The following is a 23,411-nucleotide window of genomic DNA, read 5'->3' on the forward strand; positions in this document are numbered from 1 at the left end:
TCCGATGCAAAGGAGTTCGGCATGGATGAGCTGATGTTCACGGGGGCCTGCGGCACGGGATCGCCCGATCCTGCTGCGCGCGACGGGTTCTTTCGCGTTGCGGCTGCGACGCCCAAGATTCGCGTGGCAGATGTGCAGGGCAACGCCGAGGCCGTCCTCGCGTGCGTGCGCGCGGCGGCCGAGGGCGGCGTGGGCGCGCTCGCATTGCCGGAGTTGTGCCTAACCGGCTATACCTGCGCGGATCTCTTTTTGGACCGCGCCTTGCTGCGCGAGGCGGAGGCTGCCCTCGTTTGGCTTCTCGAAGAGACGCGCACCCTCCCCATCATCTTTACCGTAGGCCTTCCCGTGGCGCATGCTGTGGCGCTCTATAACTGTGCTGCCGTGTGCTGCGCGGGCAAATTGCTCGGGCTTACCGCCAAGCAGCACATTCCCAACTACGGCGAATTCTATGAGTGCCGCTGGTTTACTCCAGCGCCGGCGGAGCCAAAGATCGTCCCCTTGTTTGCGGGCCAGCGCGACGTGCCGCTCGGGGCGCGCATCGTCTATCGCTGCGAAGATGCGGGTGCCTCATCGGTGGCCATCGGTGTGGAGGTTTGCGAGGATCTTTGGGTTCCCGAGCCGCCTTCGACCGCTATGGCGACCGAGCTCGGCGCGACCGTCATCCTAAACGCCTCCGCTTCGGACGAGATCATCGGCAAGGCATCCTACCGCCGCCAGCTCGTGAGCCAGCAGTCGGCGCGGCTGTACTGCGCCTACGCCTACGCCGATGCCGGGGAGGGCGAGTCTACGACGGATCTGGTCTTCGCGGGTGAGAACCTCGTCGCCGAGAACGGATCGGTGCTCGCCAAGACGCCGCTCTTCAGCTGCGAGATGGCTGTGGCCGATGTCGATCTCGACCGGCTCTGCGCCGAGCGCCGCCGCTCTACCACCTGGGCCCCCTCGCCGCTTTCGCACGGCTTGTCGCGCGAGGTGCCGTTCTCGTTTGCAGCCGCACGGGGTGAGGCGCGAGAAGGGGAGGGCGCTCCCGCCACGGCGCCCCTCATGCTCTCGGCGCTTGATATCAACCGCGTCTTTCCGCAGGCTCCGTTCGTGCCTGTTGATGCGGGCGACCTTGCCGAGCGCTGCGAGGAGATCTTGAGCCTGCAGGCCGCCGGCCTCAAGACGCGCCTCGCCCATACGGGCACCAAGCGCGCGGTCATCGGCCTCTCGGGCGGGCTCGACTCCACGCTCGCGCTGCTCGTGACCGTGCGCGCCTTCGATGCGCTCGGGCTTTCGCGCGATGGCATCACGGCCGCGTCGATGCCGGGCTTCGGCACCACGGTGCGCACCAAGACGAATGCCCAGACGCTCGCCGAGGCGCTCGGGGTGAGTTTCCGTGAGATTCCCATTGGGGCGGCGGTCGAACAGCACTTTTCCGATATCGGCCACGATCCCGCGGTGCAAGACGTGACCTATGAGAACAGTCAGGCGCGCGAGCGCACGCAGGTGCTCATGGACCTCGCCAACCAGCAGGGCGGCTTCGTAATCGGCACGGGCGACCTTTCGGAACTGGCGCTCGGCTGGGCTACCTACAACGGCGATCACATGAGCATGTACGCCGTGAACGCGAGCGTGCCCAAGACGCTCGTGCGCCACCTCGTGCGCTACGCGGCCGGGGTTTTCGGCGGGCAGATTGAAGAAACGCTCCTCGACATTCTCGATACGCCCGTCTCGCCCGAGCTTCTGCCTCCTACGGGCGATGGCCAGATCGCGCAGAGGACCGAGGATTTGGTTGGCCCCTACGAGCTGCACGATTTCTTCTTGTATTACCTGCTGCGCTTTGGATTCGCTCCGGGGAAGATCTTCCGAATGGCATGCCGCTCGTTCGAGGGCGTCTATGATCGCGAAACCATTCACAGCTGGCTGCGCGTGTTCTACCGCCGGTTCTTCGCTCAGCAGTTCAAACGCAGCTGCCTGCCCGACGGTCCCAAGGTGGGTTCGGTGACGCTCAGCCCCCGCGGCGACTGGCGCATGCCGAGCGACGCCAGCGCGCGCCTCTGGCTCGCCGAGATCGATGGCCTCGAAAAATGATAAAACGGGTCAAAATGGGACGGGGTTGTTTTGACCCATTCCGGCCTGCCCCGTCGCCTTGCCCCTTTTGGGACGGGGTCATTTGGGGCCATTCGCGGCCTCCCGCGGCGCCCCTCCTTGGCTAGGTAACCAGTTGCTGTCAACGAAAGGATCTTCCATGCAGTTTTCCCAGCGTCTTGATCGGTTTGGCGCGGAGGTTTTCAGCTCGCTCAACGCCAAGCGCTTGAAGCTTGAGGCCGAGGGCCGCACCATCTACAACCTGTCGGTCGGCACGCCGGATTTTGCTCCGTACGACCACGTGGTCCAAGCGCTGCGCGATGCCGCTGCCGATCCTGCACAGTGGAAGTACAGCCTGGGCGACCTGCCCGAGCTCAAGCAAGCGGTCTGCGATTATTACGAGCGTCGCTTCGGCGTGGAGGGCATCACGCCCGATATGGTCGCGAGCTGCAACGGGACGCAGGAGGGCGTGGGGCATCTGGGCTTGGCACTGCTCGATCCCGGCGATACGGTGCTCGTGCCCGACCCATGCTATCCCGTATTCGAGGCCGGTGTGAAGATCGCCGACGGAGAGCTCGCATACTACCCGCTCAATGCCGAGCATGATTTCCTGCCGTACGTGGCGGGCATCGACCCCGAGGTCGCGGATCGCGCCAAGTACATGATCGTCTCTCTGCCGGCGAATCCGGTGGGTAGCGTTGGCACGCCTGAGCTCTACGAAGAAATCATTGCGTTCGCGCGTGAGCACGACCTCATCATCGTGCACGACAACGCCTATTCCGACATCGTGTTCGACGGGCCCCGCGGCGGCAGCTTCCTGAGCTATCCCGGCGCGCTCGAGGTGGGCGTGGAGTTCTTCTCGCTCTCCAAGTCGTTCAACGTCACGGGTGCCCGCATCGGCTTTCTCGTGGGCCGCGCGGATGTGGTGGCGGCGTTCGCGAAGCTCCGCAGCCAAATCGACTTCGGCATGTTCTTTCCCATCCAGAAAGCCGCGATCGCCGCGCTCACCGGTCCGCTCGATGAGGTGGAGAACCAACGTCTTAAGTACCAGGAGCGCCGCGACGCGCTCTGCGACGGGCTCGAGGCCATCGGCTGGGAGCGCCCCAATGCGCATGGTTCGATGTTCGTGTGGGTGAAGCTTCCCGGTGGCCGCACCGATTCCATGGCGTTCTGTGAGGAGCTCATGGAGCGGGCGGGCGTGGTGGTCACGCCGGGTGCGAGCTTTGGCCCGCACGGCGAAGGCTATGTGCGCATGGCGCTCGTGCTTCCGCCGGACGGCCTGCGTGCTGCCGTCGCCGCTATCGAGGCGGCGGGCATCCGCTGATGCGGGGCACCTCGGTGCGCATTGCGGTGCTTGCGGCGTGTTCGGCGCATACTGGGCATCTCGGCGTATGAAATGTTGCTGATTTGGTGATAATCAGTAGCGATTGCATCGGGCGCCGTTGCGCCCGGCTGAGTGATAGGGGTTTCCTATGATTAACGATCGCAAAGTCGCCGTCGTCGGTTGCGGGTTCGTTGGATCTTCCTCGGCGTTCGCCCTCATGCAGAGCGGGCTGTTCTCCGAGATGGTTCTCATCGATGTTGACACCAGGCGCGCCGAGGGTGAGGCGCTCGATATCGTGCACGGCGTGCCGTTCGCGAGCCCTATGAAGATTTACGCCGGAACGTACGACGATGTCGCGGACGCTGCCATTATCGTGGTCACTGCCGGCGCCGCTCAAAAGCCCGGCGAGACCCGGCTCGACCTGGTGAACAAGAACGTCGGGATCTTCAAGAGCATTATTCCGCAGATTCGCGAAAGCGGCTTCAAGGGCATCTTGCTCGTCGTCGCCAATCCGGTCGACGTTCTCACCTATGCCGCCATACGCATGTCTGGCCTGCCCGAGGGCCGCGTGATCGGCTCTGGCACGGTGCTCGATACCGCGCGGCTCAAGTACATGCTCGGCGAGCACCTCGACGTCGACCCGCGCGACGTCCACGCCTATATCATGGGCGAGCACGGCGATTCCGAGTTCGCGGCATGGTCGAGCGCCATGGTCGCCGGCGTGCCGCTCAACACGTTTTGCGAGATGCGCGGGCATCGCGACCATAAGGCCGCCGAAGCGCGCATCGCCGAGAACGTCAAGAACAGCGCCTACGAGATTATCGAGAAGAAGCACGCCACCTACTATGGCATCGCCATGAGCGTGAAGCGCATCTGCACCGCCATCATGCGCGACGAGGACTGCGTGCTGCCTGTCTCGAGCTTGATGGTGGGAGAGTACGGGCTTAACGATATCGCCATCTCCATGCCGACTATCATCGGCAAGGACGGCGTGGTGTGCCGTGTGCCGGTGGCGCTTTCCGATGACGAGATGGCGCAGCTGCACGGCTCTGCCGATGCGCTCAAGGCCATCATCGACCAGGTTGATTTCGAGGCATAGCTAAAGAAGGCCGTGCGTCGCCGGCTGGAAGAACATAGCGCAAGGCGAGCGATTCACCGGGTGGGAGGGCGCGAGGAGCTCTTCCACCCGGTGATTTTGTTCTGGGCCGTGGCAGCTTCTTCCCCGCCGTGTTGGCTCCTGCTTGCAATGGTTTGGAATGCTTCGAGAAACTCCTGGTAACTATGGACTCCAAGTTTTTGGTAGATATGCTTTCGATGCGTCCTGATGGTATGCGGCGAGACGACGAGCTGGCTCGCGAGGGCGCTCGCGCTGAGCCCGCGCGCGAGCCCGACGGCTACGGTCTGCTCGGCATCGGTGAGATGCGCCTTTCGGGCAAGACGCCTGCGGAGCAGGTGCTCGGGGAGCGAGAAGAGCGAATAGCGGGTTCGAACGTCTTTCGGATAGCTCCATGCGAAGACAAGCCCAATTACCATCAGGGCACCCGTTGCGATGGATGGCGACACTGTGGCGTCGACCGATGCGGGAAGCCCGCCCGCGCAGCATGCGCCTGCTAAAACGCATGCATATGGGGGAAGCGCGGGAAGGATGCTTGGAATAGCGGTGTATCGGGCAAGGGAGAGTGCCAGTGCGCTTGATGCGGCCAGCAGCGCGGCGAAGACGACCGGAAGCGTTGCTGCGATCGGGGTGATGAGGTCTGTGGGCGAGAGCCGCGTGAGCGCAGCGGTGAGGGCGGCTCCTAGAAGCGCGAACCCAATAACCTGGAGCGGGCGCATACGGTAGATTTCTCTGTGCGCGTCGTTCGAGCGATGCTTACCGGCCGGGATGCCCAAGATGAAGCAGGCGGTGCCGAGCGTCAATAACGCGTGGGCTCCTATGATCAGCGTTGCTCCCGTGCTTGGAAACGCGTGAGAAAGCGTAAACAGCCCGCCCGCGGTGACGCTTGCCAAAAGTAGCCTGAACGGCAGTCTGCGGGACGCGATGAGGTTGATAGAAAACATGCACTGGGCTGCAATTGGAATGATCGCGTAGGCGGCAAGCTCGCTGAAGAGGGCGGTTGCCCATGCGGGGCGAGGGACTGCAGGCGGGAACGCGAGCATCGCCGTGGCGACAAGGGATAGAAGGCTGACGAGGCAGGCAATGGAAGGTGTGGGCTCCGAGATGCCATCATGGGTGCGGTGAAGGATGAGCGCGACGAGCGCCGCTCCCATCAAAAGGGGAATGGTGCTGCCTACGGCGATGTTGCTGGCCTGCACTAACACGTGAAGCCTTAGCGAGAATGCGCTACCAACCGAGAACAGCAGGCAGCCCATCCAGAGCGAGGTGCCAATCCACGAGCGCGCCGTACCGGTCGCGATGGCGGCGCATCGCCGCATGAGCCATATCGAGATTGCCCCACCGCGTTGGGTGGAGGACACGTCGAACCGACGCATGGCATCGAGTGCATCGCGCTTGTTGGTGACCCCAAGCTTGCGGTAGCAACGCTCAGCATAGGTTGATGCCGTCGATCGACGGATCCCGAGTTCATGCGCCACCTCGCTGAAGGAGTTCCCCTTATAGAGGGCGTAGATAATCTGCTGCTCGCGACCGGCGATGCCGTAGCGATCGAAAAACGGGGAAAACCGTTCTGGAGGATTGACGAGCTTGTTGGATGGCGGGTGCGCAAGGGTTGCGGCTCCGATTGCCAATACGAGCACAATGGCAAGATAGTGCACCCCTGCGGTCGCCAGCGCTCCCTCGTCATAGATGGATGCAGCGTTGAACGAGGCGGCTCTGGCCATCAGCACGCAGAGGGCGGGGAATAGGGCGATAGGCTCTTCACAAGATGCTGCCCGAAGTCCCGCTCGAGGCGTGGGGCATGCAAAGGCTACGGATAGCATTGCAGGGAGTATCGCGGTGAGGGAGAAGGCGGTCGGTAGCGCGACGGGAGGGGTAGCTATAACGGCGCCGGTTCCGATGGCGCCGCCGATTGCCGGAAGGAGCAGGGATCGCGCTTCGATCCGGTGTTGTCCAAGCGCGACGCTTCCTGTCAATCCGCAGGCGACGAGCACGAACATGATGCTGAGCCTGAGCCAGGTGCCCGCGTCGAGGGGCAGCCACACCGGCCAGCTCTCGAGGGCGGTGAGGCTGCCGTCGCTCGCGCACAGGCAGAAGGCGAGCGTTAGCGCCCCGATTAGGATGGCGTCGATGCGAAGTCGGGGAGGATGCGCCCACGGAGCGGCGTCGTCGATGCGCGGGACGCCTGTATCTTCGAATTCGCATCGATTGCCCCTGCGTTTTGAGCAGCTTATGGCAAGCACGCTGAAGCCAACGAGCATCACGACCGCGCTTGCGATGGCGGGGTGGAGCAAGGCAAGCAAGACGATTCCCGCGGCGAGCATGCTGGCTCCGGAAAGCATGCGGGCGGAACATCTGAACGCAGAGCGATAGAGGATGAGCGCGACAAGGGGGAGCGCGGTGAACCAGCAGGCGGAGGCGACGGGTTCAAACACGGCGTTCGCTTCACCTCGGCTCACCGTGTACACGAGGAGCAGGATTCCCGCCCCGGCAATCGTTCCCGCAGCGCTTGCGGGACGTGTTGCGCACGCCCTCATGGCGCGTCGCACGCGGGGGGAGCAGAGGTAGGCAACAGATACCACGACCGTGATGAGGCTCATGCTCGGCAGGTTCGAGAGCGCCTGCGGATAGGGGAGCCTGCCGAGTGGAAACCGGCTATCCCAAAGGGCGGGCAGCGCTTCGCCGAGGGGTAGGCCTATGAGATTGAGGGTAAGGAGTGCAAGCGGAGCGGCTATGAGGGCTGTTTGCGCTCCCATTGCCAAGGCGCGCGACCGCCATGCGGGGCTGGGCAGGATAGGTGGCATCAAGCTCGACGCCCCAACCGCTCAAGATACTCCATTTCGAGCCCCTTCTGCTCTATCGCCTCATGCGGAATGCTCTGCACCCCGCGCTGCTCGATCCAGAAAACGCGTGTGCACAGGCGCTCTACCTCGTGAAGCAGATGGCTTGAAAAGACGATGGTCGCGCCCTTCCGCGCGCGGGCGAGCAGCTCCTCCCTCATCATATGTACCCCTTCCGGGTCCAGCCCGTTCATGGGCTCGTCGAGGAGCAAGAGCGGGGGATCTCCCAAAAGCGCTTGGGCAAAGCCTAGGCGTTTTCTCATACCTTGGGAATATGCTCTCACCGGGGTAGCGTCGCTTGGATCGAGGCCTACATGGCGCATGAGGGCGTTGAGGTCGTTCACTGTGTTCTGCGAATACCGAGCTAGGAAGGAAAGGTTGTACCTTCCGGTTCCGGTGTCGATGAACGGGGGATTTTCGAACATGATGCCGCTCTCGGGAACATGGCCGCTTCCAAGGTCGGTGCCGCAGACCGTTCCCGTGCCCGCGCTCGGCGCGATAAGCCCCGCGAGCGTTCTGATGAGCGTAGATTTCCCCTGCCCGTTCGGGCCGATAAGGCCCACGATCTCTCCGGTTTTGATTTCAAACGAGATGTTTTCGAGGACGCGTTTTGATCGAAACGTGACGGACAGGGCGTTCAGCTTGATTGACGTTGCCCGGGAACCGTGGCGTGGGGCCGTGGAGGATGATTCGAGCGTGGTCATCATGGGCGGGTTCCCCTTTCGGTCGTGGCGGCATGTTCCTGAACCTTGCGCGTTCTTCGTAGCGCGTACCGTTTGGCGATGCATGCAATAGAGATGATGAGGAGCGTAACGACCACTCCGATGAGCGTGGCAAAGCTGTTAACGCTGTATCCACGGAGAAGGCTCTCCACCTGCTGCGGGGCCATTTCATCGAGCGGGAGCTCGTTCGCTGCCCGTGCGAGCAGCGCCGGACCGCCGACGCCCGTTTGGAACAGGCCGGCTCCCCAGGCGTACGTTCCCAGGCAGAGCGCGTCGACCACGACGCCTCGAACCGGTACGCCCGCACGTTCCGCCGCCCCCGCCGGATCGAGGAGGAATGTGAGGTCGGCAAAGAGTTGGGGAAGTTGAAGCACGATGAATTGCCCGAGGAACCCGACGAGTACGGGTAGCGCGGGGAATGCCGAGCGGATGGTGATTCCCGTATAGAACAGGACAACGCTCGCGCAGATGATGCTTTCGACGAACCAGATAAACAAAATGAAGTACGTGTAATTCCAGGTTTCGGGGACAAGGGAATACGTTGGGAGGCCCGGCAACAGATACTCGTCCGTAATGCCAGAATAGGCAAGCCATTCGGGTACGCGGGAAGTGGGAAGTGGGGTTGCGTAGAGCGCCTGGTCGACGATTGCCAAGGTTATGGCAAGTATGGCGACGAAGGTTGCGCATCGCAGCGCGACGGCGATGGCCTTTGACAGCCAAAGCGTTTTCCGATCGGCGACTTTGGTGAGAAGCAGCTGGTCGAAGCCCGTGGCGGCGTCACTTGAAAAGACGCTCATGCACAACACGAGGCTCGTAATGGGGATGAGGACAATGGCGCACCAGGTATCGTTAATGGCGATGTAGAACAAATCGATGGCCGTCGTTCCGTCGAGCGCGCCACCCAAGTCGTATTGGATGGTGTCGAGACATAGGTACGACCTGCCGATAATGGCTGCCAGCAGCAACGTGCAGGCGATGACCGTTCTGCTGGAGAGGGGGCGTTCGAACTCGAGTCGTGCCAGGTGCAAGATGTTCACCAACGGCCTCCTTTCGTGCAGGCGCGTGGGGCACAGAGGCATGCAACAGCCAACGCGCCGCCCGCCGTCAGGCATGCCAGCGAGAACGCCGCGGCATGCGAGAGCGTGGCGGAAAGTTCGTTGTAAGAGTCGGGTTCGAGTAGCCCGATGATCGACATTGCGGACTCTTGCAACGAAGCCGGGGCGAACGTGAGTGCAAGGGGTGCGACGACGTCGCGCGCGAGGACCATCGCAAGGAGCACAACGATAGGCGCGGCTCCGTTCGCCGAGATGATTCTGATGCCGGCTACAACGAGGGCAAGGCCAAGTGCCTCGATGAGGGTTTCGGCGCAGAGGACGAGGGAGATGAGCGCGGCATGGGGCAGGGGCGAGAGGTCCGCGCCCGCCTGCGCGAGCGTGTCAAGATAAGAAGGGTCGTAGCTTCCCGTGCAGCAGATGTGCATCGCGATGGCGACGATTCCTGTGGTTGCCAGCCAGAATAGCAGTGAATGCAAGACTGCTTCGCGCAAAAGGTCGCGTACCACGCGATGCGGGCTGCATCCATGGCAGGTCATGACCGGGAGGAATGCGAGGGGCAGGCGCTCTGCCATGCGCAGGCAGAGCGAGATCGGTATGCCGAGCACTAGGACATACGAGTTCGTTAGTGCGTAGGGCATGGCGAGTAGGGGAGGGAGGTCGCGAAGCCAGAACTCTCGGTCGCTTAGCACCGAATAGCCGAGCATGGTTGAGAAGGCGGATGGAAGGTCAAACAATATGACAACGGCGACTGCAGCGGTCAGCACAGCAGGATGGGGCAGAGCTATCCCGAGCCCTGCAGAACTCAACCTTGTTCTCATGCTACCTTCTTTCTTAAGCTAGGTGGCTACCTTGATGTCGCCCATGCGGTCAGGCGCAAGCTTTAGGGGAAATGGTTGCCGATGTAAGTGCGTATGTCATGTCGTACACCTGTGGTAACCTGCAAAAACCGGTAAGTTAATGAATTTGCCCTATGGCTCATGCAAGCTTTTGGTGCTGGGGGATAACCGGCTTGGTTTGTACGTGGTAGTGTGGAACATCTTGCTCGTAGTGCTGGCTTTAGCGGAGGAGCCCACAGACGAGTTGGATTCACGTTCGATTTGCCTTAAGCATTAATGGAGGGCACATGGACAAAGAGAGCAAGGAACGACCTGCGTTTGCGAAGCGGCAGGCAGGTGGCACGTTCGTTACTTATGCGCAGACGAACTTCGACTCGCTCGACGAGCGACCCTTCGGCGCCGTCGATAGCCTCGTCCTCTCATGGCTCTCCTACTATCGCCTGCCCGGGCGACTGTTGCGCGAGGTGCCTGGCATCGCATCCTGGAAGGGGGCTCCTGTTGGGGAGCTTTTGAGGGCGGAGTATTTCGAGGAGATGCTCGGCGGTAGCTGGGATCCAGACGGCGGGCGCGACTTGCTCTTCGCCGTTTGCGCCAACCCTCGCTTCCGTGGGATGCGCATCGCCGGGTATCGCACGGCGTTTGACGACGCGACCGAGGAACAGTTCGCCGCAGCGACGTTTTTGCTCCCAGATGGCTCCTCCTACATCGCCTTTCGCGGAACGGACTCTACCCTCGTGGGCTGGAAGGAAGATTTCAACATGGCCTTCCAGAGCCCCGTGCCCTCGCAGGTGTCTGCCCAGGAGTACTTGGAGGAGGCCGCTGCGGCGCTCGACGGCCCGCTCTACGTGGGAGGCCATTCCAAAGGGGGCAACCTTGCGGTGTACGCCGCCATCATGTGCCCGCATGCCCAGCAGGACCGCATCGTGCGCGCTTTCTCGCATGACGGTCCCGGCTTCAATGAGAACTTCTTGCGTGGCAAGGGGTTTGCCCGCATGCGCGACCGCATCGACAAGACGCTGCCCCGGTCTTCGGTTTTCGGCATGATCTTCGAGGACCAGGAGGACTATTCCATCGTGGACAGCACGAGCTTCGCGCTCATGCAGCACAATCCGTTCTCGTGGGTGGTCGACGGCACGGAGTTTCGCTGCGTGGAGCGCATCTCGGCGGGCGCGCGCTATGTGGATTCCACGCTCGCGAACTGGGTTGCCCAGGTGACCCCCGAGGAGCGTGAGCGTTTCATTGACGCGCTCTTCCAGGTGATCAACGCGACCGATGCGACGCGCTTTGCCGACATTCGCGATTCTTGGCAGGAGAGCGTGCCCAAGATGCTTGCTGCGGCAGGGGAGGTGGACCCCGAGACGCGCTCGCTTATAACCCGCACGCTGGGCATTCTTGCTCGGACTGCAACGGTGGGCAAGGTGTCCGACGCGGCGCAGCGGGCGAAGACCGCGGCTGCTAAGGCTGCGGGTGCGGCGTCGAGCGCCATGGCGAAGCTTCCCGCGCCGCCGCTTCCCCGTTTGCGCATGCCGCACGAGGATGAAACGGCGGAATCGTAGCAGTTTGAATCGTGGACACCGGGTGTCTGCGTTTCATCGGCCGATATGAATCGTAGTCACCCGGTGCCTGCGTTTCATCCGCGGGCTACGCGCTTGCGGCGAGGTTGCGCAGTCGCGTGCGGTCGAGGACGGTCACCGAGCCGCGGCAAAGCTCGACGATGCCTTCCTGTTCGAAGTACTTGAGCATGCGCGAAACCACCTCGCGCGCCGTGCCGAGATGGCGGGCGATCTGGTCGTGCGTCATGGCGATGCGATCCTGCCCGCCGCGCGCGAGCTCGTCGGAAAGGAAGACGGCGAGGCGGCGGTCGAAGCTCATGAAGAGCACCTGCTGCATGACCCAGATGCAGTCGCTGAAGCGCTCAGTCGCCTGCCGGTACGTGAATGCCTCGGCGTGCACGTTCGACTGCGCAACGCGCCCGAAGCTCGCGGCGTCGATTACGATGAGCTCGGCAGGTTCTGTGGCATCGAGCGCGATATCGAAGGTGATCATGGGCATGATGCACGAGGCGGCGAGGACGCAGCATTCTCGCGGTCCCACGCGGAAGAGCGTGACCTCCTTGCCGGATTCATCGAGAAGATAGGCACGGAGCGACCCCGAAAGCATGAAAATCACGCCGGCGCAGCCCGTGCCGGCGCCTTGCACGTGCTCGCCGGCAGCGAAGCGAGCCACTCGGGCGCTGCTCACAAGGTCCTGCTTCTCGGCGGCGATCAGGTTATGCCAAAAGGGGATGCGCTGCGCGAGCAGCTCTTCGATGGCGGGCATAGGGCACGTGGCTCCCATCTGGTCGAGGGGTGTTCGTTCCATGGTAGACCAGATGGGAGCCGTGCGTATGGCTTGTTGCGGCGCATGTGCGAGGAAGGGGTGGCTGCCGCTTGCGTCGGATTGCTACACCTGCCGCCCGCATGGGCCGGTGCCGCTCGGAGGAAGCGCACCGTCGCGGAGGGTCTGCTCAAGGAATCCGTAACCTCCGGAAACGTTCGCGCAGGAGAAGCCGTGCTGCGTCAGGATGCGGCAGGCAACGTAGCTCCGAAGGCCGCTTTGGCAGAACACGAGGAGGCGGCGGCCGCTGGGAAGCTCATCAAGACGTTCGCGCAGCTCGTCGAGGGGGACGTGGAGCGCCCCTTCGACACTGCCGCGTGCAACCTCGTCGGCAGTGCGCGTGTCGAGGAGAACGGGGCTTGCCTCGCTGTCGTGCTCGCACGCCGCGAGTTCGAGCGCCTCGCTCCAGCCAACCTGTTCGACGCGCCCCTCAAGGATATTCTCGATGAGGTATCCCGCCATGTTTACCGGGTCCTTTGCCGAGGCGTAGGGAGGGGCATAGGCAAGGTCGAGCTCGGTGAGGTCGGTTGCGTCCATGCCCGCCCGGATCGCGGTTGCAATAACATCGATGCGCTTATCGGCCCCCGCTCCGCCCACGATCTGGGCGCCAAGGATGCGGCCGGTATTCTGCTCGAATACGACTTTCATGACCAGGCTCTCGGAACCGGGGTAGTAGGTGGCGTGGTTCGCCGGAGTGAGCACCACGGCATCGGCGGCAAGGCCCGCTGCCTGCGCCGCGCGCAGCGTAAGCCCGGTCGTGGCCACGGTGAGGTCGAACATCTTGAGGACTGATGAGCCCTGCGAACCCTTGAAGGTGCGGTCGATGCCGCAGATGTTATCGGCCGCGATGCGCCCTTGCTTGTTGGCGGGGCCGGCGAGCGCGATGAGCGCGGGCTTTCCGGTGACGGCGTGCTTCACCTCGATGGCGTCGCCCACGGCGTAGATGTCCGGATCGCTCGTTCGCAGGTGCTCATCCACCTTGATCGCACCGCGGAGCCCCAGTTCGAGCCCCGCTTCGCGCGCGAGCGTGCTTTCGGGTGCCACGCCCACCGCCATGATCGCGAGGTCGGCGTCGAGCGGAGCGCCTTCGGCGAGTGCGGTGCGTATGCCCCCGTCCAAAGCGGAAAAGCCGGTCACGTTCGCATCGAGCAGCACGCGGATGCCATGCTTACGCAGGTGGTTGTGGAGAATCGCCGCCATATCCTGGTCGAGCGTGGGCATGAGGTGGCTTCCGCGCTGCACCACGGTGACGTCGAGCCCCCGTTCGCGCAGGTTTTCGGCCATCTCGAGCCCGATGAAGCCGCCGCCTACGATGGTTGCCGCCTGCGGGTGCTCGCGCTCCACAAAGTCATGGATGCGAAAGGTGTCCTCAACGGTACGCAGGGTGAAGAGGCGGTCGGAATCCGTGCCGGGCACGCCGGGATCAACGGGTCGCGCGCCGGGCGAGAGGATAAGCTTATCGTAGCGTTCAGCATAGACGCTGCCGTCGTCCAGACGCCGTATGCTCACGGTGCGGGCGCCGCGATCGATCGATACCGCTTCCTGGCGCACCCGCACGTCGATGCGGAAGCGGTCCCAGAAGCTCTCGGGCGTCTGCAGGGTGAGCTTGGCCCGATCGGTGATGACGCCGCCGATGTAGTAGGGGAGCCCGCAGTTCGCGTAGCTTACGTATCCCGTGCGCTCGATGACGATGATCTCGGCTGCCTCGTTCAGCCGCCTCAGGCGCGCCGCGGCGGTGGCCCCGCCAGCCACGCCGCCGATGATGACTACCTTCATGCGTTGCCTCCCATCTCGAGCGGCCCTCTCCAGCGGTTGATGCCGCCCATATCGGTAACGTTGGTGTACCCCTGCGCCGCGAGCGAGCGGCATGCCAAGGCGCTTCGAGCGCCCGAAAGGCAGTACACGAAGAGCGAGCGGTTGCGGTTGGGCACGTGGTGCGGTGCCTCGCGGATGCGGTCAAGCGGCAGGTTCACCGCTCCCGGAAGATGGCCCTGGGCAAACTCCTCGGGCGATCGCACGTCGAGCACGGTCTTCTCTGCCACGGCATCTGCCTGCTGCATATGCTCGTTGATATTGGGTCCGAACAGTGCGTTAAGGAACATCGCGGCTCCCCTCGTAGGATGCGTTCGTACAAGGGGAGCATAGGACGGGGCGGTCCCGCTTGTCAGTGACGATGTCACCAACGCATGAGACGGATGTGAGACAGATGTGCCGGGTCAATCTGTCTCGCTTTGTCTTATGAGACAGATTGACCCGGCACAACTGTCTCAATCTGTCTCACTTTTGGTTAGGGGAGCTATCGGCTCTCAATGGCTCCGATGTTTCTCAGCTCGATCGAGATGAGGCCGTTCGGCTCGTTCTTGAACGTGATGTACTCGGGGTTCTTTCCCATTTCAACGGGAAAAGAGATTTCGATGCCCGTGTCGGTGCGAATCTTCTGGTTGCGCACGGCGGCACGCTGCACCTGCGAACGCTCGACGGGAACGCGCTCGGGCAGGTGCTCTTCCTCGAGCGCTTCCTTCACGCGGTCGCGCAGCACGGGCTCGTCTTCAAAGGCCTCGTCCACGATATCCCAAGGTGGAAGCTCCTCGTCCTCCTCCACATGCTCGACCATCGCCGCTTTCGCCATGGCGAGCGCCACGCTCGTGTTCGCGCCGTGCTCCTCGGCCACCTCGGCGACCACGCGCGTTACGGTGTCGATGATCTCTTTGGTGGACACGCCCGCCTCGCATTGGAGCAGGCCGTCGGGGATGAGCATGGTGTCTTGGCCTGCGATGCTGCGCTTCTTGTCCTGGTAGAGCACCTCGAGCGTGCTCGCGCGCACGAGCGCGTAAGACGAGATCTTCTGTGACGGGTTGGGTAGGATGGCGTAATGCCGGGCGATGTCGTTGCGCACGGAGCCATTTTGATCGGCCACCTCGTGCATGAATGCCATGCGGCTCGTCATGAGCAAGATAGCGAACCACCGGATGTCGTCTTCGTCTTCGAAATCCGCAACGAGAATGTCGGTGGATTCCGGTTTATCGGCGCGGGCGAGCTCGCCGCCAAGGAACTCGGCGATTTGCAGCGAGAGGTCGATGAAGTCGCGTTCGCCGAAGAAGTAGCGCTTGAGCTCCGTGGCGAATGCGCTCTCTTCCGCAAAGGTGCCGCGGCGGTTGTCGTCGGCGGTACGGGCGCGGCGCAGGTGCTTGGCCACGAAATTGCGCGTCGAGCGCGTCTCGAGTTCAAGCTCTTGCTGGGAAAACACGTTGACTGCAGAGTCGAGGTCGATGACGTGCAAGATCGCGTGGTTGATTTTGAACATGGACGAGGCCTTCCGATGGTGATGGTCTGCGCGGGCGTAAGCGGGCCGCGCAAAGAGCCTCTATTGTCGCATGAATCCACGCGGTGGGAAGGTTCGAGCCTCGAACTTGCGCGAGAACGGGAAAAGGTCCGGAAGAGGCCGGCTGCGCATTCCAGCCTGGCTGGAGCGCAGTCGGCCTCTCCCGCGCTTGCTCGATTTTGCATACTCGTCCTAGAGCTGACGCAGCCCCTCCTCGAGGCCGGTTTTGCTGTCGGTCTTGTCGTCGCGTTGCTTGATGACGCGCGCGGGAACGCCGGCCACTACAGCGCCGGCTGGAACGTCCTCAACGACCACGGCGCCAGCGGCAACCACGGCGCGCTCGGCTACGCGGACGCCCTCGAGCACCACGGCGTTCGCACCGATCATCACGTTGTCTTCGATGATGACGGGCGTAGCGCTTGCGGGTTCAACAACGCCGGCGAGCACGGTCCCGGCGCCGATGTGGCAGTTCTTTCCTACCGTGGCGCGCCCGCCCAGGACGGCGCCCATATCGATCATGGTGCCCTCGCCGATGACGGCGCCGATGTTCACGATCGCGCCCATCATGATGACTGCGTTGTCGCCGATGGACACGCGGTCGCGGATGATCGCGCCGGGCTCGATGCGCGCGTTCACGCCCTTGAGGTCCAAAAGCGGAACGGCGGAGTTGCGGCAGTCGTTCTCGATGTCGAAGTGCTCGATCGCGTCGGCGTTAGCTTCCAGCAGGGCAGAGACTTCGGACCAATCGCCAAAGACCACGCGCCCTTCCGGAGAACCATACACACGCAACGATCCCCACTCAATCGTCGCTCCCGGCTTTTCCCGAATGTATGCCTTTACCGGCGTCTTCTTAGGAGCCGAAGCGATGAAGTCGATGATTTCCTGAGCATTCATGTTGGTGCCGTTATCAGCCATCAATAACCCTTTCTATGACAAATTCTTTCAGCGAGCGCGGCGCAGAAGCCCATGCCTGCATAGACAATAGCGTCTGCGCTAGACGATTGGGCGGCCGTTGCGCAGAGGCGGCGCGGAAGGTTTATCGCGAGTTCCGCAGCCGGCGCGAGCGCCGGCGAGGACTGCTCGAGCAGGAAACCTTCCGTGCCGCCCCGTTCGTTACCCTTACCCGAACATCACCTCGTCGAAGGTAAAGAACCCCTTGTCGCGAACGACGAGCTTCTGCGCCGCCGCGAGCGCCCCGTTCACGAAGATCTCCCTGCTTTCGGCGCGATGCGTAAGCGAAACCTCCTCGCTCGGTCCGAAGAACGATACCGTGTGCACGCCCGCCACCGTGCCGCCGCGCAGGGCGTGGATGCCTACTTCCTGCGTATCGCGCGCGCCGCAGAGGCCCTCGCGTCCGTACACGGGCTTCACGCTGCCGGCGCCCAACTCAGCCTTTGCTGCACGCACCTCGTCAAGCAGCATCGTTGCCGTGCCGCTCGGCGCATCGGCCTTCTGGTTGTGGTGCGTCTCCACGATCTCGATGTCGAAACCAGGGAGTTCGCGCGTCGCCTGGGCTACAAGGTGCCTGAGCGCCGCGATGCCGATGGAGTAGTTGCCCGACCACACGACGGGGGCGATGCTGCCCAGTTCGCGCAAGACCGCGAGCTGCTCATCCGAATGGCCTGTGGTCCCGCTTACCAAGGCGGCGCCGGTCCTGCGCACGTAGCCGGCGACAGCGTCGAGTGCGGCCACGTTCGAGAAATCGATGATGATCTCCGCAGCAGGGGCGGTCTCAAGCTCTTTCACCTCAAAGCCGACCTGCGCCACCACCTCGAACAGCGGTTCGCCCGCGCCGTCGCGCATTTCACGGGCGGTGCGGTCGATGAGGGTTCCCATGCGGCCCGTGCCGCAGATAACGATGCTAAGCAAGAAGACCAGCCTCCTTCATAGCCTGGGTAAGCCCGCTGCGCGCACCCTCCGACATCGGGCAGAGCGGCAGGCGGTAGTTCGCCTTGATGAGCCCCATCTGGGCGAGCGCCTCCTTGACGGGGATGGGGTTGACCTCGCTGAAGAGCGCGTGCACGAGCGGCTGCCCGGCAATTTGAATCTCGCGTGCGCGCTGGGTGTCGCCGTCCAGGTAGGCGCGGCACATTTCATGCACGAGCGCGGGTTGCACATTCGCCCAAACCGAGATGACTCCGCTCGCGCCGAGCGACATGAGCGGCACCGCGATGCCGTCCTCGCCCGAGAACATGCGGAACTCGGGCCCAATGAGATGCGCGATACTCGCGGCAAATGCGACGTTTGCACTCGCTTCTTTCACGCCCATGATGTTGGGGTGCTGGGCAAGCCGCTCCATGTTCGCGGCCGAGATGGAGCACCCGCAGCGCCCGGGGATGTTATAGAGGATGCAGGGGATGTCGACTCCGTCTGCGACGGTCGCGAGGTGGCGATAGATGCCCTCTTCGTTCGCCTTGTTGTAGTACGGCGTGATGATAAGCAGTCCATCCACGCCGAGCTTCTGGTAGGCGAGGCTCTTTTCCAGCATGGTCTCGGTACTGTTGGATCCCGAGCCTGCGATGACCGGTACGCGGCCGCCAACGTGCTCGACCACGAAGCGGCAAACCTCGTTGTCCTCTTCATGCGACATCGTGGAGCTCTCGCCGGTGGTGCCGAGTGTGAGGATGCCGTCGGTGCCGTTTTCGATCTGGAATTCGATGAGGCGGTCGAGCGCTTCGAAGTCGACGCTTCCGTCGTCGTTGAATGGCGTTACGAGCGCGACGATCGACCCTTCAAGATGCCGCACGTCCATCGTTGCTCCTTCCTGTTGATATGAGACAGTTGTGCCGGGTTAATCTGTCTCATCTGTCTCGTGTATGGCGACGTGCTCGAGCAGCGCGCGCCCTTGGGGCAGCACGTCGAGCGTGGCGAAGTAGTCGGCGGGGGTTTCTGCCCGGCGGATAAGCTCCGTCGACCCATCGGTGCGAAGCAGCACTTCTGCCGAGCGAAGCCGACCGTTGTAGTTGTAGCCCATCGAGTGCCCGTGCGCGCCGGTGTCGTGGATGATGAGCAGGTCGCCGATTTCAATCTCGGGGAGCTTGCGGTCGATGGCGAACTTGTCGTTGTTCTCGCAGAGCCCTCCCGTGACGTCGTAGGTGCGCGTGGCCGCCTCCTGCGATTTGTCCGGGCCGTCTGCCTGCCCCATCACGGTGATGTGGTGGTACGCGCCGTACATCGCGGGACGCATGAGGTCGGCAGAGCAGGCGTCGACGCCGATATAGTCTTTGTAGATGCGCTTCTCGTGGATAGCGCGTGTGACCACGCAGCCGTACGGCCCCAGCATGAAGCGTCCCATCTCGGTGTAGATGGCGACGTCCCCCATGCCCGCCGGCACGAGAATCTCCTCGAAGGCGCGTCGCACGCCCTCGCCGATGGCGCGGATGTCGTTGGCGGGCTCATCGGGCCGGTAAGGGATGCCCACGCCGCCGGAGAGGTTCACGAACCCAACGTGCGCCCCCGTCTCGCGCTGCAGGCGCACAGCAAGCTCGAAGAGAATGCGCGCGAGCGCGGGGTAGTAGTCGTTCGTGACGGTGTTCGAGGCGAGGAAGGCGTGGATGCCGAAGGTCTTGGCACCGCGTTCGCGAAGCATCCGAAATGCTTCGAAAAGCTGTTCCTCGGTCATGCCGTATTTCGAATCTCCCGGGTTGTCCATGATGTCGTTGGCAAGACGGAAGAGTCCGCCGGGGTTGAACCGGCAGCTCACGGTTTCGGGAATGGGGCCCGCGACGCGTTCGAAAAACGGGATATGGCTGATGTCGTCAAAGTTCACGATGGCGTCGAGCTCGCGTGCAAGGCGAAAATCCGCAGCGGGCGTGTCGTTCGACGAGAACATGATTTCCGGGCCGGGCACATTGAGGGCACGGGCGATCATGAGCTCCGTCGAGCTCGAGCAGTCGCATCCACAGCCGTATTCCCGTAGGATCGAGATGAGCGCTGGGTTGGGATTGGCCTTGACGGCAAAATACTCGCGGAAGCCGGGGTTCCAGGAAAAGGCTTCGCGCACGGCTTCCATGTTGGCGCGAATTCCCGCCTCGTCGTAGAGGTGGAATGGGGTAGGGTAGCGGCCGGCGATGTCGACCAGCTGGTGCTTCGTGACAAACGTTCGCTTCATGGCAAACTCCTTGGCTGATAGCGCTCCTGCATGCTTGCAGACAGTCTTACGAGTGTTCCCCGCAAGCCCACACGGCGCCCGCGCCCGGTTGCCGTGTTCGGCGGGTCCGCCTTGCTGCGGGGTCGCTGCCTGCCGGCTCGCCCGCGCTCAATCTCGCCCGCGCCTCTATCAAGTGCGTCAACTGTACCATAGGCCTGCGCGAAGCCGGCCCGTTTCGTTCGTTTTGCCGTTAGGTTTCCGGTTGGTTACACGCGGTGCGCCACGCGGCCACAGGCGAGCCACCGCCTCGCGCGCGTTGACGAGACGCTACAATGTCGTGGTCGTTATGTAGGGAGTGATCGCCATGCCGCACGCGTGCCCGCCTTTCAACGCCTCCGCCACCGATGGCGAGGGCCTTCTCAGCTCCGTCGAGGGCCAGGAGCTCCTCGACGAGCTCACGCGCTACCGCCGCGACCTCCACCGCATTCCCGAACTTGACGATGACCTGCCTCGGACCATCGCCTACGTGCGCAGCGTGCTCAGCGGGCTTTCGTGCGATGTCCTCGAGCCGTGCAAGGGGGCGGTATGCGCGTTTTTCGACCTCGGTCGCGCCGAGACGGTGGCGATCCGGGCGGATATGGATGCGCTTCCCATCGACGAGGCGAGCGGAGCGGCGTTCTCGAGCGAGCACCCCGGTCGCATGCATGCCTGCGGCCACGATGGCCACATGGCCATGGCGCTTGCGGCGGCCACATGGGTCGATCGCGTGGCGCGGGGTGCAGGCGGCGCCGGTGAGGCCGAGCAGCTCCCCAGAAACGTTCTCTTCGTGTTCCAGCCGGCGGAGGAGACCACGGGCGGCGCGAAGCGCGTGTGCGAGAGCGGCGTTTTCGAGCGCTACCACGTTACGCGCATCTTTGGCATGCACCTCTGGCCCGATTTGCCCGCGGGCAGCCTCGCATCGCGGCCTGGCCCGCTGCTCGCGCGTTCGAGCGAGACGACCATCACGTTCCACGGCGTGTCGAGCCATATCGCGAAGTGGAGGGATGGTCGGGACGCCCTGGGGGCCGCGGCGCGATTCGTGGTGGGATCGAAGTGGCTTTCGCGAAAACTGGAGCAGGACGAGCCGTTTCTGCTGCGCTTTGGCCATATGACGGCAGGTACGGTGCGAAACGCCGTTGCCGGGCAGGCGCGCGTGGAGGGCAGCCTCCGGGTGTTCTCGGACGATATGTTCGCACGCGCGCAGGACGAGGTCCGTGCGTTGGCGCAAACTGCTGCCGATGAGGAGGGGTGCACCTTCGACCTCCACTTTTCGGAGGGGTATCCACCCGTGGTAAACGACGGGACGCTTTTCGGGGAGGCCGCGCAGGCGCTACCGGAGCTCGAGCGCGTGCCCGAACCGCTCCTCATAGCCGAAGACTTCGCGTTTTATCAACGCTATCTGCCGGGTGTGTTCTTCCTGCTGGGGACGGGAACCGGCATCCCGCTCCATGCCGATACCTTCAACTTCGACGAGCGCGTGCTGCTGCGCGGCGTCCGGGCGTACCAGCAGCTTCTTTTCGGCGTATAGCGAAGCTGCCTTCCCCCAACTCTTTGGAGGCTTGTTCTCGAGCTCAGCCGAACATGTTGCGCTGAGTCTGGGGTCGTCTCGATGGGGCTCAGGCTAGGGATATGTGGAACGAAAAACCGAGTATACCCTGCGGCGAACGGGGGCGCCGTTTGGGGTATACTCGTGTCGAGCAGAAGGTTTTAAGCCCTCCTGTGGATAACTTTCTTGTGGGTGATGCCCACGCTGAACAGCCGTCTCCACCAAGGCGGCTGTTCCCTTTTGCGTCAAGCATCACCCTAGGCTCGGATTAGACGAGCATCTCGTAGGCCAATAAGACCAGAGCAAGAAGCACTGCCGCCGAAAGCAGCAGCTGGGTGAGCTTCTGCATGGGATCCCTCCATCTACCCCGCTGGACTCGGAGGGCACCGCCCGCTCGCTTAGTTAAATAATATCACCTTTTTAGCAGAAAAAGAACATATGTTCGATATTAGTTGCGGCAAAACTACTGCTGAGAATGATCGTAGCTATGCCTGTTCTTTATGCCGATGCATGCATCGCCTGCTCACGCTCACCAACGCTGCTCACCTGTGATACACTGCAACCATGCCGAACGCATAAGCAGCATATTCCGCTCAAAATCATAGCCATATACGCATGTCATTCGCTTTTCGCATGTTTCGCAGGCATATCGGTTGCCAGGAATATCGGCTCGGGCAGACTGCCAGGCCGCATTGTCGCTGCGACCTGGGATCATAATGCCAAGACTAGGAGGTCGAAGATGAAATTCTTCCTCGACACCGCGAATCTCGACGAGATTCGCGAGGCGGTGAGCTGGGGCGTCATCTCGGGCGTTACCACGAATCCGTCGCTGTACGCCAAGACGGGAGGTACGCTTGCTGGGTATGAGGACCACATGCGCGCCATCTGCGCCGTATGCGACGGCCTGCCGGTCTCGGCTGAGTCTTGTGCCGATACCACGGAGGGTATGATTGAGGACGGTCGCCGGTTCGCGCGCATCGCTCCGAATATCGTCGTCAAGCTTCCGGTGTGCACGGAGGCCCTGGCAGCGACGCATGCGCTGGCGCAGGAGGGCATCTCGGTGAATATGACGCTCGTGTTCACCGTTCCCCAGGCATTGCTCGCCGCCCGTGCGGGCGCGCGCTACATCTCGCCTTTCGTTGGGCGCTTTGACGACATCGCCGAGGATGGCGTCGAGCAGCTTTCGAACGTGTGCGCCGCCATCCACAACTATGATTTCGGCCACGAGGTCGAAATCATCGGCGCCTCGATTCGCACGCCGAATCACATCACCCAAGCCGCCCTCATGGGCTGCGATATCGCGACGGTTCCGTTCGCCGCGTTGAAGAAGGCCGTCAAGCATCCGCTCACCGACCGCGGCCTTGCATCGTTTTTGGAAGACTGGAAGAAGGTTGAACAGGCATAGTGGCAGAGGATACGAACACCACCACCGGCTCCGGCACAGGAGCTTCCGAGGCGCAGGAGAAGCCGCGCCGCACCACCCGTGCCCGTCGTACGACGAAGAAGGCAGAGGAGGCCAAGCCTGCCGCCAAGAAGGCGCCGGCATCCGCTTCGAGCGAGCCTGACGCGCCGAGCGCATCGAAGGCGGCGGCCGGTGAAGTGACGGCCGAGGTCGCGCAGGCGCGCGCCCTGGCGCAGATCTCGCAGGCGTCGATCGTTCGCAAGCAGCGCCGCGCCGCCGCTCGCGCGGAGGAAGCGCTGACGGCCCCCGCTAAGGCCACGCGGACGCGCCGCACCAAGAAGGCGGCGGATGCGGCCGATGCTGCTACGGCTGCCTCTGGCGAGGCGGCGCTTCCGGGCGATGCCGTGCAGGCGAGCGAGCCCGCAAAGGCTTCTGCCAAGCCGCGCAGCACCTCGAAGAGGACCAAGAAGGCCGCCGGTGACGCAGACAAGGCTGCTGCAGATGCAGCGACGGCTCCCGTTGCAGATGATGCTGCCGTGTCTGCAGCCCCTGCCGTCGACCCGGCGCTTCGCCCGCATCGCCGCGGCCGGAAGCCCAAGGCCTACGTCGAGGCGGAGCGCGCCGCAGCCGCAGCGCTTGCGGCGGCGCAGGCGGCTTCTGCTGCGGGGGACGAGCGGG

18 protein-coding genes, 1 pseudogene and 1 riboswitch are annotated in these 23,411 nt (G+C 63.1%); of the genes and pseudogenes, 7 read left to right on the forward strand and 12 right to left on the reverse strand.

Annotation, left to right across the window (positions count from 1 at the left end; all coding sequences use genetic code 11):
• Positions 1-21: 21 nt before the first annotated feature.
• From HGEM_RS03785 to HGEM_RS03795, 3 genes are all read left to right on the forward strand, one after another.
• Positions 22-2,070 (forward strand): NAD(+) synthase, encoded by a 2,049-nt coding sequence (locus tag HGEM_RS03785; protein WP_019128080.1) that lies wholly within the window; start codon positions 22-24, stop codon positions 2,068-2,070.
• A gap of 157 nt (positions 2,071-2,227) precedes the next feature.
• Positions 2,228-3,391: a pyridoxal phosphate-dependent aminotransferase gene (locus HGEM_RS03790; RefSeq protein ID WP_019128081.1), complete on the forward strand. Its 1,164-nt coding sequence runs from the start codon at positions 2,228-2,230 to the stop codon at positions 3,389-3,391.
• Between the two features lie 148 nt (positions 3,392-3,539).
• On the forward strand, positions 3,540-4,490 hold the full coding sequence (locus HGEM_RS03795) for an L-lactate dehydrogenase (RefSeq protein WP_019128082.1): 951 nt from the start codon (positions 3,540-3,542) through the stop codon (positions 4,488-4,490).
• Positions 4,491-4,543: 53 nt separating this feature from the next.
• Here HGEM_RS03795 and HGEM_RS03800 read toward each other — a convergent pair whose 3' ends face one another.
• From HGEM_RS03800 to HGEM_RS03815, 4 genes are read right to left on the reverse strand one after another with little or no spacing between them, the layout of a single operon-like run.
• Entirely contained in the window at positions 4,544-7,261 is a 2,718-nt protein-coding gene (locus HGEM_RS03800; protein ID WP_019128083.1) for a helix-turn-helix transcriptional regulator, read from the reverse strand.
• Positions 7,262-7,308: 47 nt separating this feature from the next.
• Entirely contained in the window at positions 7,309-8,052 is a 744-nt protein-coding gene (locus HGEM_RS03805; protein ID WP_019128084.1) for an ABC transporter ATP-binding protein, read from the reverse strand.
• Positions 8,049-9,104: a DUF2705 family protein gene (locus tag HGEM_RS03810; RefSeq protein ID WP_019128085.1), complete on the reverse strand. Its 1,056-nt coding sequence runs from the start codon at positions 9,102-9,104 to the stop codon at positions 8,049-8,051. The genes HGEM_RS03805 and HGEM_RS03810 overlap by 4 nt, the downstream gene beginning before the upstream one ends.
• A complete protein-coding gene (locus HGEM_RS03815) occupies positions 9,101-9,940 on the reverse strand; it encodes a hypothetical protein (RefSeq protein ID WP_154646800.1) in 840 nt (279 codons plus the stop codon). The genes HGEM_RS03810 and HGEM_RS03815 overlap by 4 nt, the downstream gene beginning before the upstream one ends.
• Before the next feature lie 305 nt (positions 9,941-10,245).
• Here HGEM_RS03815 and HGEM_RS03820 point away from each other — a divergent pair, with 305 nt between their 5' ends.
• Complete coding sequence (locus HGEM_RS03820) at positions 10,246-11,514, forward strand: DUF2974 domain-containing protein (RefSeq protein ID WP_019128087.1); 1,269 nt, start codon at positions 10,246-10,248, stop codon at positions 11,512-11,514.
• A gap of 85 nt (positions 11,515-11,599) precedes the next feature.
• Here the strand turns inward: HGEM_RS03820 and HGEM_RS03825 are convergent, their stop codons facing one another.
• From HGEM_RS03825 to HGEM_RS03860, 8 genes are all read right to left on the reverse strand, one after another.
• On the reverse strand, positions 11,600-12,319 hold the full coding sequence (locus HGEM_RS03825) for a Crp/Fnr family transcriptional regulator (protein ID WP_230197214.1): 720 nt from the start codon (positions 12,317-12,319) through the stop codon (positions 11,600-11,602).
• An 81-nt stretch (positions 12,320-12,400) separates the two neighbouring features.
• Positions 12,401-14,110: an FAD-dependent oxidoreductase gene (locus tag HGEM_RS03830; protein ID WP_019128089.1), complete on the reverse strand. Its 1,710-nt coding sequence runs from the start codon at positions 14,108-14,110 to the stop codon at positions 12,401-12,403.
• Positions 14,107-14,436, reverse strand: a complete 330-nt coding sequence (locus tag HGEM_RS03835; protein ID WP_019128090.1) for a rhodanese-like domain-containing protein — start codon at positions 14,434-14,436, stop codon at positions 14,107-14,109. Before HGEM_RS03835 ends, HGEM_RS03830 begins: the two co-directional genes overlap by 4 nt.
• 194 nt (positions 14,437-14,630) lie before the next feature.
• On the reverse strand, positions 14,631-15,638 hold the full coding sequence (locus tag HGEM_RS03840) for a nucleoid-associated protein (RefSeq protein ID WP_019128091.1): 1,008 nt from the start codon (positions 15,636-15,638) through the stop codon (positions 14,631-14,633).
• A 210-nt stretch (positions 15,639-15,848) separates the two neighbouring features.
• Positions 15,849-16,571, reverse strand: coding sequence for a 2,3,4,5-tetrahydropyridine-2,6-dicarboxylate N-acetyltransferase (gene dapD, locus HGEM_RS03845; RefSeq protein WP_019128092.1), 723 nt, complete (start codon positions 16,569-16,571; stop codon positions 15,849-15,851).
• A gap of 204 nt (positions 16,572-16,775) precedes the next feature.
• The gene (gene dapB / locus HGEM_RS03850; protein WP_019128093.1) at positions 16,776-17,525 is read right to left on the reverse strand and encodes a 4-hydroxy-tetrahydrodipicolinate reductase; all 750 of its coding nucleotides are present in this window, start codon (positions 17,523-17,525) and stop codon (positions 16,776-16,778) included.
• Positions 17,518-18,408 carry a 4-hydroxy-tetrahydrodipicolinate synthase gene (dapA, locus tag HGEM_RS03855; protein ID WP_019128094.1) on the reverse strand — a complete coding sequence of 297 codons (891 nt, stop codon included), beginning with the start codon at positions 18,406-18,408 and terminating at the stop codon, positions 17,518-17,520. The genes dapB and dapA overlap by 8 nt, the downstream gene beginning before the upstream one ends.
• Positions 18,409-18,447: 39 nt before the next feature.
• Entirely contained in the window at positions 18,448-19,767 is a 1,320-nt protein-coding gene (locus tag HGEM_RS03860) for a diaminopimelate decarboxylase family protein (RefSeq protein WP_019128095.1), read from the reverse strand.
• 10 nt (positions 19,768-19,777) lie between these two features.
• Positions 19,778-19,943: riboswitch (Lysine riboswitch) on the reverse strand.
• Between the two features lie 167 nt (positions 19,944-20,110).
• On the opposite strand from HGEM_RS03860, the gene HGEM_RS03865 reads away from it, so the two are divergent.
• From HGEM_RS03865 to HGEM_RS10335, 3 genes and pseudogenes are all read left to right on the forward strand, one after another.
• Positions 20,111-21,313 (forward strand): amidohydrolase, encoded by a 1,203-nt coding sequence (locus HGEM_RS03865; RefSeq protein ID WP_019128096.1) that lies wholly within the window; start codon positions 20,111-20,113, stop codon positions 21,311-21,313.
• A 757-nt stretch (positions 21,314-22,070) separates the two neighbouring features.
• Positions 22,071-22,736 (forward strand): transaldolase family protein, encoded by a 666-nt coding sequence (locus HGEM_RS03870; RefSeq protein ID WP_019128097.1) that lies wholly within the window; start codon positions 22,071-22,073, stop codon positions 22,734-22,736.
• Positions 22,736-23,411 (forward strand): annotated as a pseudogene (locus HGEM_RS10335) (hypothetical protein); the annotation flags it as partial. The gene HGEM_RS03870 and the pseudogene HGEM_RS10335, both read left to right, overlap by 1 nt.

Origin of the sequence: Enorma massiliensis phI (assembly GCF_000311845.1) — a bacterium.
In the GTDB taxonomy this organism is placed as follows: Bacteria; Actinomycetota; Coriobacteriia; order Coriobacteriales; family Coriobacteriaceae; genus Enorma; species Enorma massiliensis.